The sequence below is a fragment of the Nibricoccus aquaticus genome, from assembly GCF_002310495.1.
In the GTDB taxonomy this organism is placed as follows: domain Bacteria; phylum Verrucomicrobiota; class Verrucomicrobiia; order Opitutales; family Opitutaceae; genus Nibricoccus; species Nibricoccus aquaticus.
The window spans coordinates 4,588,192-4,604,903 of record NZ_CP023344.1 but is presented as its reverse complement, the minus strand read 5'-3'; the positions used below and the strand labels follow the sequence as shown (position 1 = coordinate 4,604,903).

The window sequence follows — 16,712 nt, the reverse complement described above, 5'->3', positions numbered from 1 at the left end:
GTCCATGGTTTTCCTTATCAAATCGGAAACGCGCCGGGCTTTGCGGCGGCTGATCTGGCTTTCGTGTTTGCTGAGCGGCCTCAGTGTCGCCGGCGGGTCCGATGCGCCGGCCGCGGGAAGCGCGTATCAGACTTCCGGCGTCACGAAGCAGATGCCGGTTTTCTACCAAACGGTGAAAGCCCGGACGGCCTATCCGCTTTCCTGGTTGAGCGGCCGCTTCTCCGATTTTCAACAATGGCGGACAACTGCTAGGAAAGAAGTCATTCTCAGGCTGCTCGCACCTCCCGCGGACGCAGGTGCTTGGGAGCCTGTGATTGTTGGCGAGGAAGACCGCGGAAATTATGTCGTCCGAAAAATCATTTTTAACCTGACCGGCGACAGCCACGTGCTGGCTTACATGACGGTGCCGAAAGGCAAAGGACCGTTCCCTGCCGTGCTTTTGCTGCACTCGCACAGCGGAAAATTTGATATTGGAAAAGAGAAGGTGATCCGGCCGTGGGGAGTTCCCTCGGAAAAGCTGGCGTCGGCGGAAGCGCTGGTGGCGAAAGAGTACGACGGTGTCTTCATCGGCGATGCACTCGCAGAACGTGGTTATGTCTGCTTCTCGACCGACGCGCTCAACTGGTCGGATCGTGGCGGTGGAGCTTACGCGGGGCAGGCCCAGCTTGCGTCCAATCTGCTTCACCTGGGCATGTCGCTGGCCGGTTTGATCGCCTGGGAGGATTTGCGGGCGGCAGAGTTTCTCGCCGCGCAACCGGAGATCGATCCCAAGCGTGTCGCGGCAGTGGGAATGTCCATGGGCGCTTATCGTGCCTGGCAGGTGGCCGCTCTTTCGGACAGAATTTCCGCCTCGGTTTCGATCTGCTGGATGACGACGGTCGAAAGCCTGATGACTCCGCCGAACAATCAGACTCAGTCGCATTCGGCATTCACCACGGTTCATCCCGGCCTGCTCGACAAACTCGATTATTCCGATGTCGCCAGCCTGGCGTGTCCCAAGCCGATGCTGTTTTTCAACGGACGCAGCGATGATCTTTTTCCACAAGAAGGCGTGGAGCGCGCGTATGCCAGGATGCACGCGATCTGGGATTCGCAAGGGGCAGGAGACCAGTTGATCACCAAGAGCTGGGACGGTGGCCATGTATTCACGCGTGCCATGCAGGCGGAGGCGTTTGACTGGCTGGACCGAAACCTCGGCGCACAAAAGACGCCCTGATCTTTTTATGAAACGACTGACTTTGCTGGGATGCGTTTTGCTTCTGAACTGGCCGGTTGTCTCACGAGCGGATCTGAAAGCCTTGCTGCTCGGCGAACTTGAGCCGGACGCACTGGTGGTCACAGATGTGACGCCCGATGGAAAGGCGCTGACGCAGCCTACTGCGGAGAAGCCGGTTTATTACTACTACAAGCCGGGTGGTTTTCGAGAGCTTGGCGAAGTGATCGCGAATGAAAAGCGGCCGAGTCCCGAGCGGATCGAGCAATTGCTGGCGAAGGCGTTGGAAAAACGGCACTATCTGCGTGCCACCAAGGAGACGCCGCCGCCAACGATCATCGTGGCGGCGTGGTGGGGAACGATGAATCCCGGTGCGACCACGGAACTGGGATTTCACGAAGACGAAAATGTCGGGGTCGAAATTTCGGAGCATAACAAGAAGCAGATGCTCATGATCGTCGGCGGGAGTAAATTTACGCAGAATGGCTGGATCAATTCAGAGCAGGCGAGGGTGATGCAGGAGGCGGTCGAGGACCGCTTCTTTCTCTTCGTCAGTGCCTATGACGCGGCCACGGCGGTTAAGAAGGAGAAAAAGCCGCTCTGGTTCACGCGAATCAGTCTGCCGTCTGCAGGTGTTTCGATGGACGATGTGATGGCGACGTTGGTCACGAGCGGCGGCCCCTTCTATGGGAAGGAGACGAAGTCCGTGGAGTTTATCGATCCTACGAAAATCCGGAAGGCAGAGGTGCGGCTGGGTGACGTGGTGGTGATTCCTGACGATCCAAAACCTCCTGCTCCCGTCGAAACGCCCGCACAGCCGAAACCGTGATTTCCGGCTGATGAGCGAGTCATTCGCTCAAGGAGCGCTGATCGATCGTCCGACAAACAAGCGGCTTTTGCCGCTCGCAAAAGGATAGTCTTTAGAGCCGTTCCACTTGCTGACGTGAAGCTCATTTAACTGATCGGCGGTGTACACGCCGTCTTCGAGCACGTGATCGCCGAACGAAAATTTACCCGAGGCCACCGACACGTCTGCGGAGAGATTGATGAATCCGGTCGCGGCGGAGGAGAAGCTCAGGCTGGCCGCTGGATTGATCTGGGCGAAATCCGTGGGGCTGGAAAAACTGATCGTGTGTTTGTTGGCGACGGCGATGGAGGTGCCGCGCCAGCCGGAAAGATTTTTGAATTCCCACGTCAGGAAACCGTTCGCGATCTTGCTGCCGCTTGAGCCGCCATTGATCTCGATGTTTCCGCTGCCGGTGACAGCCGAGCGGATGATGAACCGCATGTCGTTCAGACTGCCGGTGGTGAACCGGGTATTTCCATTGAGCGTGAGTGTGCCGTCGAGGACAGCCACTCCCACGGCGGCGCGCAGTGTGCGCTTTTCTGCTCCAAGAGTGACTGCGGTGACGATGTCCGCGCGGTAGCCGCCCAAGGTGGCGTTCTTGGATCCACCTGCTCGCGGTCCCACGGCTCCGCCGCTTTTCAGGTCGAAAACGATTTCTCCATCGCCCGCGCCTTCAGCGCTCACGCCGGAGGTAGACGAGAAGCCGTCGATGATGAGTTTGGCGCCATTGAAGCTGGATGACACTGGTTTTGCGCCACCGCTGGTGCCGATGTTACCCGCTTTGATCTGATAGCCGTTGGTGTGATAGACGTTTCCTGTCTTGGCGCCGACCCAGGTTTTTCCGTCCGAGGTCCATTTGCGCGGTGCGTCGGCATTGTTCCAGCGGTCGTTGTTGTTGGCTTTCGACGAGGCTGCGTAGAAGTCGGTCTGTGCGATCGCCGCGGGAATTGAAATGAGGCCGCATGCGAGAACAGCGAGAGCGCGGGCCCGTAGAAAAGTGAAGGGTGAGAGCTGGGATTTCATAAGTGGGAATTGCGAGGTGGCTGACTCGTCGATTTTTCGGCGCAGGATGGCTCACGTGGCTTTTGACGCTGTGGCCAGTCCGTAGATCGAGGGATAGTCGGCCCCTGTTTTTTGAATACGAACGGTGATTGTTTTACGCCCGTCAGCGGGGAGCGGACATGAATAGGTGCCGTCCGCTGTGTATTCCACGTTCTGGGTCTGGCCGTTTATCGTGATGCGCAGTCCCCTCGATTTGGCAGGATCTCCCCGGACGATAAACACGCAATCGGATGATTCCGGTGCGCGGAGTTCGCATTGGATATATCCATTGGGGAAAACGCGGTTTCCCGCTGCCCTCGCGGGCCGGCCGTCGATCAGCGTGGCGTGACTCGCATGCATGTAGCGCTGCACGCGATGATCATCGGCGATGCCGCCGCAGACGACCGCGTCGATCAGGGAGGGGAGAGTATTCCAGCGAAGCCTTTCGGAGCGCTCGCCTGCATATTCGGCGGGCAGGGACAGGATCATTTTCCAAAGCGGGTGGGCATAGGCGTCTTCGATGTTGTCGCATCCGTGATCGTAGCCGCCGTATTCGTTACCTGGAGTCTTTTGGGTTTTGGATTCGGCCGTGGCGCTGAGTGGCAGCGATGTGCCTGTGATGCGCTCGAAGTCCTGCCTGCTTTCAAAAATCGCCCGGTCGAGGTTCGGATGGTGCGGGCCCAGTGCTTGCAGGTCGTCGAGATAGGCACAGATGCACCGGCACCAGTTGCGGACGAGCCGGGTGACCGCAGAGGCATTTTTCCAGGCTGTTTCGAGTGTGCGATATTCGTCGGGGGAGAGGAGTGACTGCAGGCCGCGCAGCCCTTGCAGGCACTCATCGGCGATGCGCACGGCGGATTCTTTTTCCGCAAGAAGAGCGGATCGTGAGGGCGTTTTCTTTGGCAGGATGCCCCACATCCCCTGATGAATGCCGAGGTCGATATCGGGTGTGAACACCGAGAGGATTCCGCAGGCCTTGATCCACTTCAGTCCGGCATCGATGGGGAATGCGTGGAAAATGACGTGCCCATCGATGAAGTGCGTCTTTCCGGTCATCTCGATGCTGAGCTGCATCAAGCGGATCATCTTTTCGGCGCATGCGGGCCAGTGGATTGCGGCCCATTCTTTCCAGACCGTATCGGGCTTTGTGTCCGGGAAACGGATGGCCCGATCAAACGCAAGCAGGTGAATCGCTTGAGCGGATGAAAATGTCGGATGTCCTATGCGATCGATCCGGATCACATGCCGGCTCACGCCCATGCGGGTGGCGTGCGCCACGCATTCCAGCACCCGCTCGGGATGCGCTGCAGGCAGATAGCCTGCGCCCAGAAATTCGCCGATGGAATCGTACTCGGCGGACAGCGCGAATGAGCCGGTCTTATTCAAGTAAGGGTTAAGCGGAAGAAACGGACTGAAATCGTAAGGCGTGATTTTCGTTTCGATTTCAAAATCGAAATCGGTCCCGGCCAGGCGCGCTCCTTCGAGGATGTCTTCGTAGTCCTGGGCGATGGATCCGAAGCTGCGGAGGATGAACCGGCGTTTCAGGCGTTTGAGTTCATCGGCCAGTGTGGTGATGATCGCTTTTATCACCTGCGCTGGCGGGTATCGCTCGGGATTTGAGTTATGAATAACCGAGTAGTCCGATTCAGTCACCGTCAGAACGACGCCGTCCATTTCCGGGACGTTTTGAAAAAACTCCCGCAACTTGGAGCGCAGCAGATCGTGATAGACTTGGCCGAAGAGGTTGAATTCGCCATCTTCATCGAGAAGGCCGTTAATGGTCTCCACGATTTTCCGCGGTACCATGACTTCGCGATGCCAGTAATAGACGGGACGGTTGGACTGATGGGCGAGTTCGGCGACTTCACGAAGCGTCTGGATGTTCTTCTCAACGGCTGCGCGATCCACATGCCGGGCCGCTTCCGGGTAGTCGCGAAAAAAGATGGCCCCATCAAGATTGCCGCTGGCGCCGTGGGCATCTCCGCAAATCTCGAAACTATCCACGTGATAGTGCGCGGCCTCGGCGATGATCCTGCGCATGTAGGCGGCATCCGGTTGAGTCGGATGCATGATGGACCAGGTGATTTCCGGCGGGCCCTTTTCTGATAGCGGCATCATGGCGCTGGGATGATCAGGCCGAAACCGTGTGCACCACGACCCAAAGGAGTCCGATGATCCCGAGCGTGATTACGCAGCTGACGAGGAAACCGATTGTATCCACTCGGTCCCAGCGTGTGAACTCCCAGGAAGATTTTCTCCAAAGCTTCCGGTCGTCAAAACGGTGGGGATCACGTTCAGTGGCCAGCATGGCGGCTGCATCCAGTTCCGGTGTGTCGCCGACCGGCGTTTTCATTTTGCCGAAAAATTGATCGACCCGTTCACGCGAAGGATTGCGTGTGATCAGAGACGTCACGAGGATAAGCGCGAAGGGCAGCAGCGCATCCACGAAGAACCGTCCGGCGAGACGTCCGCCGGAAGAAAGTCCCTGCACATCGACGCCCACGGCATTCAAAAGGACCAGCTCGGTGTGGAGGCGGCCGCGTCCCTCGAGCGGACTGTCGTGATCTTCGGGATTCGAGCGGACGACGGATTCGAAGTATACCGGGACGGGCCTGCCTTCTGTGTCCACAACGCGGACGATCAGTGATGGTTCAGTGGTGATGCCGGAGAAGTGCTGGGCCGTCATCGGGAAGATGATATTGATCAGCGCCGATCCCGCGACGGCGGTCCAGACCGCGGCGACAGTCACCCGGCGCCAGATGAACATCAGTAAGAGTGCCGCGCCGAAGGGCACGTTGATGGTCATGGCGAATTGGAGCACGGTGTAGACATTCGACAGCTGACTGGAGACAACCACGCCGACCAGCAGCACCACGACGAGTGTCCAGCGACCGGCCCGCACCAGATCTTTGTCCGATGCATTTGGGCGGAAGCCACGATAGATATTGTGCGCGAACAACGCGGAAACCGACATGGCCTTGGCGGCGATCGTCGACATATTAGAGGCGATCACGCCGGCGAACATCAGGCCGAGCAGGCCGGGCCCGAGTAACTGGCGGGACATCGTGCCCCAGACCATATCGGCATCGGCGAGTGCGTCGGTGCCGGAGTAGAGCGCGATGGCGATCAAACCGCAGAATGCCCACGTGATCGTGACGAGACGTTTGCCGAAGGTGCCGGAGACTGCTCCGAAGCGCGCGGCGAATTCGTTCTTGGCCGAGCTGGCGATCGACATATTGCCAGGCATCGCATGAGCCTGCATCAGTGTGGCGAGGAAAACGGCGGCGATGGTCCATCCGGTGAATTGAGAAAGGCCGGCACCTGAGCCGAAAAGTTGCAGCGCCTCCGCAGGCAGTCGCTGGCCGAGTTGATCCCAGCCCCCCGCCGCAGCGACTCCTGCGGGAATCAGGATGACCGAGAAGACGACAATAAGAATTCCCTGAAACGCCTCGGCAAACGCGGTGGCCGCCATGCCGCCCATCACGATATAGGCGCCGATGGTAAGCGTGTAGATGATGTAGAAAGGCCAGGGCTTGAGTGCGGTGACGAAATTGCTGAGTTCGCCACGTGCTTGCCGCTCGCGCAGCACGGACAGTTTTCCGCGACTCTCTTCGGGCAGTTCGCCTTTGACCGAGAGCGTTTCCATCTGCCGGAGCTCGCGGTAATCGGCGACCGATTGTCGCTCGGCGGGTGTCCATGACTCCTCGGATTTGGTGACGAGGGCGGACGAGATTTTGTACGAGACCAGATTTCCAAACGCCATGGTCACGGCGACGGCGGAGACGATTGTGAAGGCGGCGTAGAAGACCGCGAGACGCGTGCTGCCGAGACGATCCTTAAAAATATCCGCGGTGGTTGTGAGCCTGACACGCCGATACCACGGATACATGAACCAGTAGTAGGGATTCAGGAAGATCATCTGAAATCCAATCCAGATGCCCGAAATGCCCTGTTGATAGACAATGCTCGCGGTGCTGACCGCGTCGCTGGCGGCGGCAGAGTTACCGAAGTTCAGGAAGAACTGATAGACCTTGCCGAGTTTCCGGCCCGCCAGAAAAAAACCTTCACCGGTGGAGGCTTCCTTCACGGCCATTTTTCCAAGGACGATAATGACGACAAAATAACCGCCGATGATGAGGAAATCCAAAAAGTGCAGGCCGGACATGATTGCGATGGGAGGAGGTGACTGCTGGCGAGGGAGGTGAGGGCGTTGGCGCTCGGACCGGTTGCGAGTTTGAAGACGTTTCGCGAACGCTCTTCGGCAGCCAGCGCTTGAATCGTCTGTGAGCGCAGGCGATCAAGCGTGTGAGCGGCGGCGAGGATTGTTGCGGAGGAATGCCGGGCAACCTGTTTTTGCCAGCGGAAATTTATCGATGCGGTAAATTGCTTGTCAGTCTGTACGATCAGCACCGGGAACGAGGTGTGATATGCGAGGCGAATCAACGCCGCTGATTATTCCGCAAGGGTGCTCTCCTGAATGGTCATCATTTTTTTCATGACGCGGTCGAAGATTTCTTTCGTCAGCAATTTCTCCTGCTCGCTGGCCTCCGCGATCTTCGCAATGACAGCGGCTTTGGCGTCCTCTTTGACGTCGCTTAGTTTCCTCCGGCTCCCGTGTTGTTTGAGAAGTTCTTCCAGCCAGCGCTTGCCGTAGTAGGTGTGGATCAATTCGTCGGCCCAATCGAAATCCATGTCATGCGAACTAAGCCGGTCGCCCAACTCGGCAAAGATCAGCGTCCTTTCCTTCTTTGTATGGATGTAAGTGGCTTCGAAATAAAAAATGATGCCTAGGCGAGTCAGCGGATCTAGAAACTGCCCGCTATCGTAGGAGAATGAATCGAGTGGAATCTCGTGATCGGCGAAGCCCCATTCTTTAAGCCGTTCGTAGCCCATGCGGCAGTGGCGTATCTCGTCATAACACCAACGCGCCGCGTCGTCCAAAAACTCATGTGGCGCCGTCGGTCCGAGATCCCAAATGCAGGCGGCGGCCATTTCCGCAGCCCAGACTTCGTTAATGTGGTGCACGGCCTGTCTGGCCTGAAGTTGAAGGCCCTGGCCGGGATCGGATGGAGTGTGCCGGTCGGGCCAGGCGAAGGCCGCGCGTTGAAAACGTGGATCGCGCGCACCAATTCGTGCCATGGCGAAAAGCCGGCCGGACAGAGGGCTTGCTTCGCTGTTATCTGTCATCGGTTCGTCAGAGAAAAGCGCATCGATCGGCAGCTGACTAAATAGGGCGGCCAGGGCTCGCTCCCATTGACGTGCGCCATCTGCCTGCTCCGGCATGGAATCCATCGCGGTCCGGGTGGTGAGCTGGAGTCGCGCTATCTGACGTTCCAGGTCGCTTATTCCATGACAGAGAAAACGCTGGGTGGGGCCGTCATCCAATTGATCGGAGAGTGATCGATAGAGGCGGTAAATTTCCAGTATCCGGGGCTTAACCACGAACGCCAGGCCGGTCAGAAACGCGACGGCGGTTGGAGCATCTCCGCAGCGACGGAAAAACGCCACCAGCGGCTCTTCGCCTTCTATCGCGATCCGTCGTTCGGGATAGCGCAACTCAAGCACGCGCTGACGAAGTTCCTTTGCGAGCAGTGAGCTCTCCCAGGCGATTTCCGGGAGCAAAAGCTTGGATTCCCAGTGAGAGGTTCCGGGCAGCCAGCCTGCTTTTAGGTAGATCAATTCACGTTCGAGAAAAAAGAACCGCTTCAGGATGACCGCCGACTGAGTGACCGTTAGTTGCGTGCGGGGATTGGCGGGAGGAGTGGTAATTACCATGTCCGGAGGCTGCGTCCGGCGGTTGGTCAGCCAAAGGGAAACAGGCTGCATATTCCCGCTTCTGATCCGATTTGCTGGACGCTTTTCGGAGCCACTCCGGCTTCAAGGAAGAGGAAACGGGAGGAGTGATCCGGAGCTGCGTGTATTACTCTCCTGAAGGCAGCGATTATCAGAGGCATTTCTTTTTTCGGACGTATAACCCAACTGTCCAATTTTCATCCTGTTCAGAGGAAATTCTTTTGATGAATCAGTGTTATCGCCCGCGCAATTTTCACGTGACCGACCATTTTAGCGGAGAAATCCCGAACTGTTTTACTATTTTGATTGACGAAACATTCAGTTCGTATTGTGAAACGCATAGTCCCTGACGAGAAATGTCCCCCGTCCTCGCCTTTTTCGCTCCCGGTTTCTCCGGAAAACGTATCACCCCGAAGACGTCGCGCGACATTTCGAGCCCTTGGGACTTTCGCCCAATGCGAGGCTGACGCCTTCCGGCAAGCACCGCTCCCGATCCCCGTTGCTACATCATTCCATGACTTCTCATCCGGCCAGAATCGAAAACCGTCGTCAGACCGTAGGACCTAAATTCAAATCCGGGTCATTGTTGGGTCGCCTGCTGCTTCCTGCCTGTACGTTGGCGTTGCCAACGACGCTGACGTTCGCACAGGCGGTGGCGCCCGAGGTGCTGGATGCCGCCGTGCTCGCGAAATATGACACGAACAAAGACGGAGTCCTTGATTCCGCCGAACAGGCAAAACGCGAAGCGGATCGTGTCGACGCCGTAAAAAAGCCTGTCGAAAAAACAGAACAATTCATGTCAGAGGAGCCGATAGAGATGTCGGTGTTCGAGGTGAATGAACAGCGCACCGGCTACTATGCGTCGAGCACGCAGGCAGGCACGCGCATCAACTCGACGGTCGAGGACATCCCGGCGTCAGTCACCGTGGTCACACTCGATCAGATGGATGATTTTGCGATGCTCGATCTCAACGACATCTTCACATACGAAGCGGGTACGGAAGGCATGGGAACATACACCGATTTTTCGGTGAACAACAGCGGCAATCCGATCGACGGCAATATGGCCGATCCAACGAGCGCCAATCGTATCCGCGGCATGGGTTCTGCGAATATTTCTTTGGGAAATTTTGAAACCAGCGGTCGCGTCCCCGTGGATCGCATCGGTATTGAAGGTGTCGAGATCAGCCGCGGGCCCAGCTCGACGATATTCGGTCTCGGTAATCCTTCCGGCACCGTGAACATGGTGGCGGCCACGGGAAACCTGAACAAAAATAAGAATCAGGCGCAGGTTCGCTTCGATAGCATTGGCGGTTTCCGGGAGCACCTCGATGTGAACCGGGTTCTCATAAAGAACAAATTGGCGTTCCGATTCAGCCAGGTTTATCAGGACACTAAATACAGGCTTAAGCCATCTGGGACGGACACGGAGCGGTACAACTTTATGCTGAAGTATCAGCCGTTCAAAAAGACGACGCTGAGCGCATCCTATCAGTACTATGAATTGAAAGGGAATCGTCCGAACAGTGTGACTCCGCGAGACGGCATCACGCCGTGGCTGGGGCGTGGATCGCCTACGTGGGATCCACTAACAGCGCGGGTTTATGTCGATGATCAGATCGTCAGCTCCAGCATGTCTGCCTATGGATTTGTGACGGGATGGCAGAATTCGGGACGCGGGTCCTCCCTCATTTTCGTAGATCCTTCAGGGGTTAATTATTGGGCCGCTCCTCGCGGTACGAGCAGCGACAATCCCCTCACGCCGAATCAGGCTGCGTACAATTATGTGATTTTGAATCCCCAGACGAACCGACTGACGCAGCCGCTGTTCACAAGCGATGGTGCGGTAAGTGACAAAGCCCTGTACGACTGGAGTTCCATCAATGTGGCATCGGGAAACTACGTTGTGGACAAGACAGACACCTTCCTTGTCCAGGCGACGCAGACGGTGATTGAAACACCGAAGCAGATGCTGGCGCTCCAGCTTGGCTGGTTTCGCGAGGATTCATCACGTTTCCAAAATCTTCTCAGTGGCCGGCCAAATTCTTCCGGTCCTACCGGCGGGTTTCTAGCGGTAGACGTCAATCGCCGTCGTCTCGATGGAACGGCGAACCCTAACTACCTGCGTCCCTACATCGCGATCAGCGACGCCTATGCCTCGGATTCTCCACTGCTGAACGACACGTATCGCGCACAGATCGCCTACAAACTCGATTTCAGCCGCGACAAGGGGCTGTCGCGCTGGCTGGGCGTTCATCAAGCGGTTCCCTATTTTGAGTATAAGGAATTCATGCGCCAGAACTTCAATTATCGCTATGCGATGATCGATAATCACACATGGCTTCCATCAGGAACGCCGCGAGGAACCACCAACAGCCAGTATGGAACGGACCCCTACAATCTCGCTTCATCCACCGGCACGCGTAACTATAACTTCTATTATGTGGGCGACGCCAATGGCACTAATGTGGACTATGCCCCGGGCGCTGTGTCTCCAGGAATCTACAACTACGCTTGGGGCAATGCAGTGACTGGCGTATTTAATTACGAACCGACCCAGCTGGGTCTAGCCGGTAGCCTCGATGGCACGGGCGGCAGGGCGAATCTGCTCAAAGAGCAGAAAACCGCAGGCGTAGTTTTGCAAAGCCACTGGCTGAAGGGGCGGCTGGTGACCACGCTGGGTCTGCGCGAGGATCGTCTCTCCAATACTTACGGTGTCGTGCCCCGGTTGATGCCAGATGCGTTGAACCACGATTTCCAGTGGGATGATCAGTGGGCGCAACCTATAGAAACCCGCGGCACGACAGAAACGATCGGCGCGGTCTGGAAAGCGCTCTCGTGGCTCAATATTTACGGAAATAAATCGGACAGCTTTCTGCCTGCCGATCCCGCAATCGATCTGCATGGCCAAAATCTTCCCAATCCTACCGGCAAAGGAAAGGACTGGGGCATCCTGCTGAAGTTTTTCGATAACAAGTTCACCCTGCGTGTGAACCGCTATGAGAACGAGCAGTTGAACAGTCGTAGTGGTGTTTCGGCGACAATCGCGCGCGCTGCCGCCCGTCTGGATATCTGGGATGACCAGGCGCAATCGCGTAACTTTGCGCTCACTAATCAGGCGTCTCAATGGATACAGGCGGCGGCCGGCGGCATGTTGCCTCCCGATCAACTGTTCACTCAAACCGCCCAGCTCATGCAGCTGGATGAGCAGCGAATCAGGTCGCTAATCGACAGTTCGGATGTGCTTCTCGCCGAAACCGAAGACGTGCAGGCGCGGGGAACTGAAATCGAGCTCAACTACGAGCCTGTTTGGTACTGGCGCATGAAAGCCAACGTCACCCAGCAGGAATCTGTGCAGGGAAATCTGTCACCAGCGTTGCTCAGCTACATCGAAGAGCGCCTACCGGTCTGGCAGAGCCTGATCGACACACGTACTGGAGCCAACTGGTGGACCAGCCAGTACAATGGCGTCAATAGCACCACGCCCAGTGCCTTCTATCTAGGCACTGTAGCAGCACCGCTTAGGCTGGCATTGTCGAAGGAGGGCAAAACGCTGCCGCAGATCAGAAAATACAGCGTCAAGTACTCTACCAATTTCCAGCTGGCAGGTATCACCGAGAACAAGATTCTGAAAGGTTTCAATATTAGCGCCTCCGCCCGTTGGGCGGATAAAGCAGCCATCGGCTACTACGGTATTCCCGATGCGGGCGGTATCTATCGCGACCTCGATGGCAATCGTCCGGTTTATGACAAAGCCCGCTTTTATGCGGACATTGGCATCGGCTATAAGACGAAGATCTCCAAGCGGATTCGGGCCAACTTCCAGATCAACGTCAGTAATATCCAGGAAGACTCGACCCGGTTGCAGCCTGTATCCGCATTTCCAGACGGAACGCCGAGCGCCTACCGCATCATCGATCCACGGCTGTTCATCTTCACCTCCACCTTCGATTTCTAAGCTTTGTTTGGGTTAGTTGCCGCCCGGCCTTTTAGGGACATAGCCGGGCGGCTTTCCCATCAGAGCGATTTTAAGGCTCGATCCAGCTCATAAACCTAATGCGCGTCATTCGATTCAAAAACGCGGAAGGGAAAACGGTTTTCGGCATGCCTGTTTACGAAGGTGGCGCGATCGAAGTGCTCCGCGGCGATCTTTACACCGGGCTGGAGCGCACCGGCCACATAGTCCAGCCGCCTCTTAGTCTTCTCGCGCCTGTGGATCCAGTGGCGATCCTTGGCATCGGCTTGAACTATCGTCGTCATGCCGAGGAAAGCGGCGCGAAGGTTCCCGAGTTTCCGGTACTCTTCTCCAAGAGTTTAAATACTCTCCAGCATCCGGGAGAACCGATTCAGCTTCCTACGAAGCTGCCAAGTGACGAGGTCGACTACGAGTGCGAACTGGCGGTCGTCATCGGAAAAACCTGCAAGAACGCGACGCGTCAAAACGCGCTGGATTACATTCTCGGATACACGGCGGCTAATGATGTCAGCGCACGCGACTGGCAGCTCAAGCGGGGCGGAGGCCAGTGGAGCCGCGGAAAGTCGTTCGACACATTTTGCCCGCTCGGTCCCTGCCTGGTCACGGCGGATGAGATTCCCAATCCCAACGCGCTCCGCATCGGCACGCGCCTGAACGGGGACGTTGTTCAGGACTGGAATACCAACGACATGATTTTCGATGTGCCGGCGTTGATCGAGTTCCTGAGCGCCAGCTCCACATTGCTGCCTGGCACGGTGATACTCACCGGCACTCCGCATGGCGTGGGCATGGCTGCCCGGCCACCACGCTGGCTCAAGGCCGGCGACGTCGTGACCATCGAAATTGAGAAGATCGGTGCGCTGACCAATCCGGTCGCCCTCGAAGCTTAGTACCCCAGCAAAACTATTCTAATATGAAACTACGATACACAGCTTTCGCTTTAGCGGCCCTCTTATCGATGGCGGTCAACGTCAGCGCGCAGGTGAATTATTATGCCAACAAGAGCCCGGGCTCGGCAGATGCACCGTCGCTGGAAAATAAATGGAATCTAGCGGCCAATACATACATGTGGGCGCCCGCCGGCGGTGCGTCGTATGTGGACGCCAGCGCGACTCCGGGAAATGTGTATCACACCAACGGATATACTGTGCGCGCTGGACGCATCGGCACTACGGATGGGACCGCCTCTTCTGTATTTTTGGGTGAAAAACTCGTTGTGGATGCCTTCAGCTCGACCTCGGGTCTCACCGGAGCATCGAGTGGCAGCGCCATCCTTCTTTTCGAACTGGCGGCAACGTCGACAGGACCGCGATTGGGCGTGCCAGGCTCCGTCACGCAGGGAAGTTATTCGGCCAATATTGCCACGGGCACATCTACAACAGCGGGAACTCAACATCTGCGTTTCTCCACGGGCGTGACCGTGTTGCAGGGTACTTTGGCGGCCAACGGCTATACTAATTTCTCTATTCCCAACAGCGTGACGGATGTTCTGGTAACAATAAAATCTGCGGTCATCGGAAACGGAGATATTGAGGTAAGCGGTGGCAGCGCGGGCAGTGCGGTCGCCAACGGTTGGGTGATGTGGGCTTTTGAAGATCTGCGGGGGTGGACCGGAAGTACGATCCTCGTCCAGCACAAGCACACGATCAGCTTCACGCGGGATATCGATTTTCGCATCACGAACTCGAGGGCGGCGCTGACGTTTGGGGCGACCTCGATTGGATTCCTGAATCTTTCCGCGAATGTGAAATTCGATTCGAGCAAAGTTTCGTGGGGCACAAATATTCTTCCTGACGGCACGTACACAGCGGCTCAGTTGAACGCTCTCTGGAAAACCGGCGGCTATGCCACACTGCCGTTTGCGAGCGGCTCCGGCACGTTGACGGTTGCGCCGTTGCTGCCTCCCGGCATCTCGAGCCAGCCCTCGGATCAAGTGGTGTCTGAAGGTGGAACCGCCTCCTTCTCTGTCACCGCGACTGGCGAAGGTCCCTTTACGTACGAGTGGCAGAAGGATGGTTTTGCGATTTCGAATTCAAACTCGGCAACCTATGCCGTCACCAACGCGCAGATGTCATCCGCGGGCCAGTATCGCGTGAAGGTGTCCAACGCAGGCGGCAACACACTCAGCTCAGCCGCGACTTTGACGGTGCAGCCTCCGGGCTTTGTGAACATCACGACCCAACCGGTTGCGCAGACTGTCATCATCGGCGGGACGGCCTCCTTCTCCGTGGTGGCGACCGGCGACGGTCCGTTTACTTACGAGTGGCAGCGGAACGGCCAGCCCATCGCAAATTCGAACTCGGCAACACTGTCAGTTCCAAATGCCCAATCGGCGAACGCCGGCCAGTATCGCGTCAAGGTTTCGAGCTCCATGAGCAGTGTCTTCAGCAATGCCGTCACCTTGACGATCACAGTGGCCCCGGCGCCGGTTGCCTCCGGTTTTGCCGCCACGACAACGGGCGGCGCCAACGGGGCAGAGGTGCTTGTGACCAACGCGGCTGATTTCAAAGCGGCTGCAGAGTCTTCCTCCGCAAGTACCGTCACAGTTCTCGGGCAGATATCTCTGGCGAGCGTCGGCGGCAGCGTGCGTGTCGCTTCAAACAAGACCATTCAAGGCATGAACGGCGATGCCACCATCGTGGGCTGTCTGGATCTGAGTAACGGCGGGGTCACCAACGTGGTTATCCGCGGCCTCAATATCACCAACCCCGGAACGACTCCAGTAAGCGGCGTCTATCCGGATGGCGGAGACGGCATCAAGGTGCGGAATGCCTCCAAGGTTTATATCACGCATTGCACCCTCTTTAACTGCGCCGACGAACTGATCGAGATCAGCGGCGGCTCGGACAATATCACTGTCTCTTGGTGCGAATTCTATTACACCTCCGCGCAGACCGCGCATCGTTACGCGATGACGATCGGCCAGGCGGGGGCCGAGACCAATCCGATGCGTGTCACGCTCCAGGGCAACTGGTGGTCATCGCTTGTGGACCAGCGCATGCCGTTTTCGAGCTACGGTTATGTGCATCAATTCAATAACTACTTCAATACGACCGGTAACACTTCCGGTGGCGTTGCGAGTGACGGTGCGCAGTTCCTCGTGGAGAGAAGTCTTTACTCGCCCATGGCGAACCCGCTCTCGAAGCAGAATGTGAACACCAGCCTGCCTGCCGGAAAGCTCCGCATTATCGACACGACGTTTACGGTCTCCTCGGGCACACCGCTCGATGTGGGTACGGATGTCGTGTTCACGCCGCCCTATTCGTACGAAATGATTCCGACCGCGCAGGTGGCCGCGACGACGGGTATCCAGGCGGGCAACATCGATGGCGCATGGACCGCGAATGCTACGAGTGCTTCCGCAACAATCACCGCACCCACAACGCGATTGCTGATCGGCGATCCGTTTACGCTCACTGCTGTGCCGGCCGGTTTCACGGCTACGTCTTATCAGTGGAGACTGAATAACATCGAGATCCCTGGAGCGACGAACATCACCTACAGCGTGGCCAACGGCTTCGCCGCCAACGCCGGTGCCTACACGGTGGCCTTGGGCCGCGCCGGCGGAAATATGGTCGTCAGTGCGCCGGCGACGATCTTTTTGAATTCGAGCGTCCCCGTCTCCAATGGTGCTACCACAGGGCTTGCTCCTGAAGTGCAAACACAGCGCGGTGGTGGTGGCTCACCCTCGCTCTGGTTCCTCGGTTTGCTCGCGTCGACCACGGCGTTACGTGTCGTGCTCTCGAGGAAAAAGAGCCGCTGAACTTTCCGGTGATTATTTCAAAGTGCCGTCGTAGTACGGCACTTTTTGTTAGTCCAACAGGCGGTTCGGCCGCAGCGCC

The 16,712-nt window shown here is 57.2% G+C and carries 10 protein-coding genes; 5 read left to right on the top strand and 5 right to left on the bottom strand.

Annotated features, from left to right (window positions below; all coding sequences use genetic code 11):
• Positions 1 to 4 precede the first annotated feature (4 nt).
• Together CMV30_RS18680 and CMV30_RS18675 are read left to right on the top strand one after the other, a co-directional pair.
• Positions 5 to 1,216, top strand: coding sequence for a dienelactone hydrolase family protein (locus CMV30_RS18680; protein ID WP_096057440.1), 1,212 nt, complete (start codon positions 5 to 7; stop codon positions 1,214 to 1,216).
• A gap of 82 nt (positions 1,217 to 1,298) precedes the next feature.
• On the top strand, positions 1,299 to 2,042 hold the full coding sequence (locus CMV30_RS18675) for a hypothetical protein (RefSeq protein ID WP_217494427.1): 744 nt from the start codon (positions 1,299 to 1,301) through the stop codon (positions 2,040 to 2,042).
• 27 nt (positions 2,043 to 2,069) lie between these two features.
• Here the strand turns inward: CMV30_RS18675 and CMV30_RS18670 are convergent, their stop codons facing one another.
• From CMV30_RS18670 to CMV30_RS18650, 5 genes are read right to left on the bottom strand one after another with little or no spacing between them, the layout of a single operon-like run.
• Positions 2,070 to 3,083: a hypothetical protein gene (locus tag CMV30_RS18670; RefSeq protein WP_096057438.1), complete on the bottom strand. Its 1,014-nt coding sequence runs from the start codon at positions 3,081 to 3,083 to the stop codon at positions 2,070 to 2,072.
• Between the two features lie 51 nt (positions 3,084 to 3,134).
• A complete protein-coding gene (locus tag CMV30_RS18665) occupies positions 3,135 to 5,219 on the bottom strand; it encodes a hypothetical protein (protein ID WP_138223382.1) in 2,085 nt (694 codons plus the stop codon).
• Positions 5,220 to 5,232: 13 nt separating this feature from the next.
• The gene (locus tag CMV30_RS18655; RefSeq protein ID WP_096057435.1) at positions 5,233 to 7,266 is read right to left on the bottom strand and encodes a sodium:solute symporter family protein; all 2,034 of its coding nucleotides are present in this window, start codon (positions 7,264 to 7,266) and stop codon (positions 5,233 to 5,235) included.
• Entirely contained in the window at positions 7,185 to 7,544 is a 360-nt protein-coding gene (locus CMV30_RS19635) for a hypothetical protein (protein ID WP_138223381.1), read from the bottom strand. The genes CMV30_RS18655 and CMV30_RS19635 overlap by 82 nt, the downstream gene beginning before the upstream one ends.
• A gap of 9 nt (positions 7,545 to 7,553) precedes the next feature.
• The gene (locus tag CMV30_RS18650) at positions 7,554 to 8,927 is read right to left on the bottom strand and encodes a DUF455 family protein (protein WP_096057434.1); all 1,374 of its coding nucleotides are present in this window, start codon (positions 8,925 to 8,927) and stop codon (positions 7,554 to 7,556) included.
• A 481-nt stretch (positions 8,928 to 9,408) separates the two neighbouring features.
• Between CMV30_RS18650 and CMV30_RS18645 the strand changes: the two genes are divergently transcribed.
• From CMV30_RS18645 to CMV30_RS18635, 3 genes are all read left to right on the top strand, one after another.
• Positions 9,409 to 12,852, top strand: coding sequence for a TonB-dependent receptor plug domain-containing protein (locus tag CMV30_RS18645; RefSeq protein WP_138223380.1), 3,444 nt, complete (start codon positions 9,409 to 9,411; stop codon positions 12,850 to 12,852).
• 98 nt (positions 12,853 to 12,950) lie between these two features.
• A complete protein-coding gene (locus CMV30_RS18640) occupies positions 12,951 to 13,760 on the top strand; it encodes a fumarylacetoacetate hydrolase family protein (protein WP_096057432.1) in 810 nt (269 codons plus the stop codon).
• A gap of 23 nt (positions 13,761 to 13,783) precedes the next feature.
• Positions 13,784 to 16,633 (top strand): immunoglobulin domain-containing protein, encoded by a 2,850-nt coding sequence (locus CMV30_RS18635; RefSeq protein WP_096057431.1) that lies wholly within the window; start codon positions 13,784 to 13,786, stop codon positions 16,631 to 16,633.
• Positions 16,634 to 16,712 lie beyond the last annotated feature (79 nt).

Bases quoted from the DNA above. Each gene is read 5' to 3' on its own strand.
- CMV30_RS18680 (WP_096057440.1), top strand. From the start codon at position 5: ATGGTTTTCCTTATCAAATCGGAAACGCGCCGGGCTTTGCGGCGGCTG.
- CMV30_RS18670 (WP_096057438.1), bottom strand. From the start codon at position 3,083: ATGAAATCCCAGCTCTCACCCTTCACTTTTCTACGGGCCCGCGCTCTC.
- CMV30_RS18665 (WP_138223382.1), bottom strand. From the start codon at position 5,219: ATGATGCCGCTATCAGAAAAGGGCCCGCCGGAAATCACCTGGTCCATC.
- CMV30_RS18655 (WP_096057435.1), bottom strand. From the start codon at position 7,266: ATGTCCGGCCTGCACTTTTTGGATTTCCTCATCATCGGCGGTTATTTT.
- CMV30_RS18650 (WP_096057434.1), bottom strand. From the start codon at position 8,927: ATGCAGCCTGTTTCCCTTTGGCTGACCAACCGCCGGACGCAGCCTCCG.
- CMV30_RS18645 (WP_138223380.1), top strand. From the start codon at position 9,409: ATGACTTCTCATCCGGCCAGAATCGAAAACCGTCGTCAGACCGTAGGA.
- CMV30_RS18640 (WP_096057432.1), top strand. From the start codon at position 12,951: ATGCGCGTCATTCGATTCAAAAACGCGGAAGGGAAAACGGTTTTCGGC.
- CMV30_RS18635 (WP_096057431.1), top strand. From the start codon at position 13,784: ATGAAACTACGATACACAGCTTTCGCTTTAGCGGCCCTCTTATCGATG.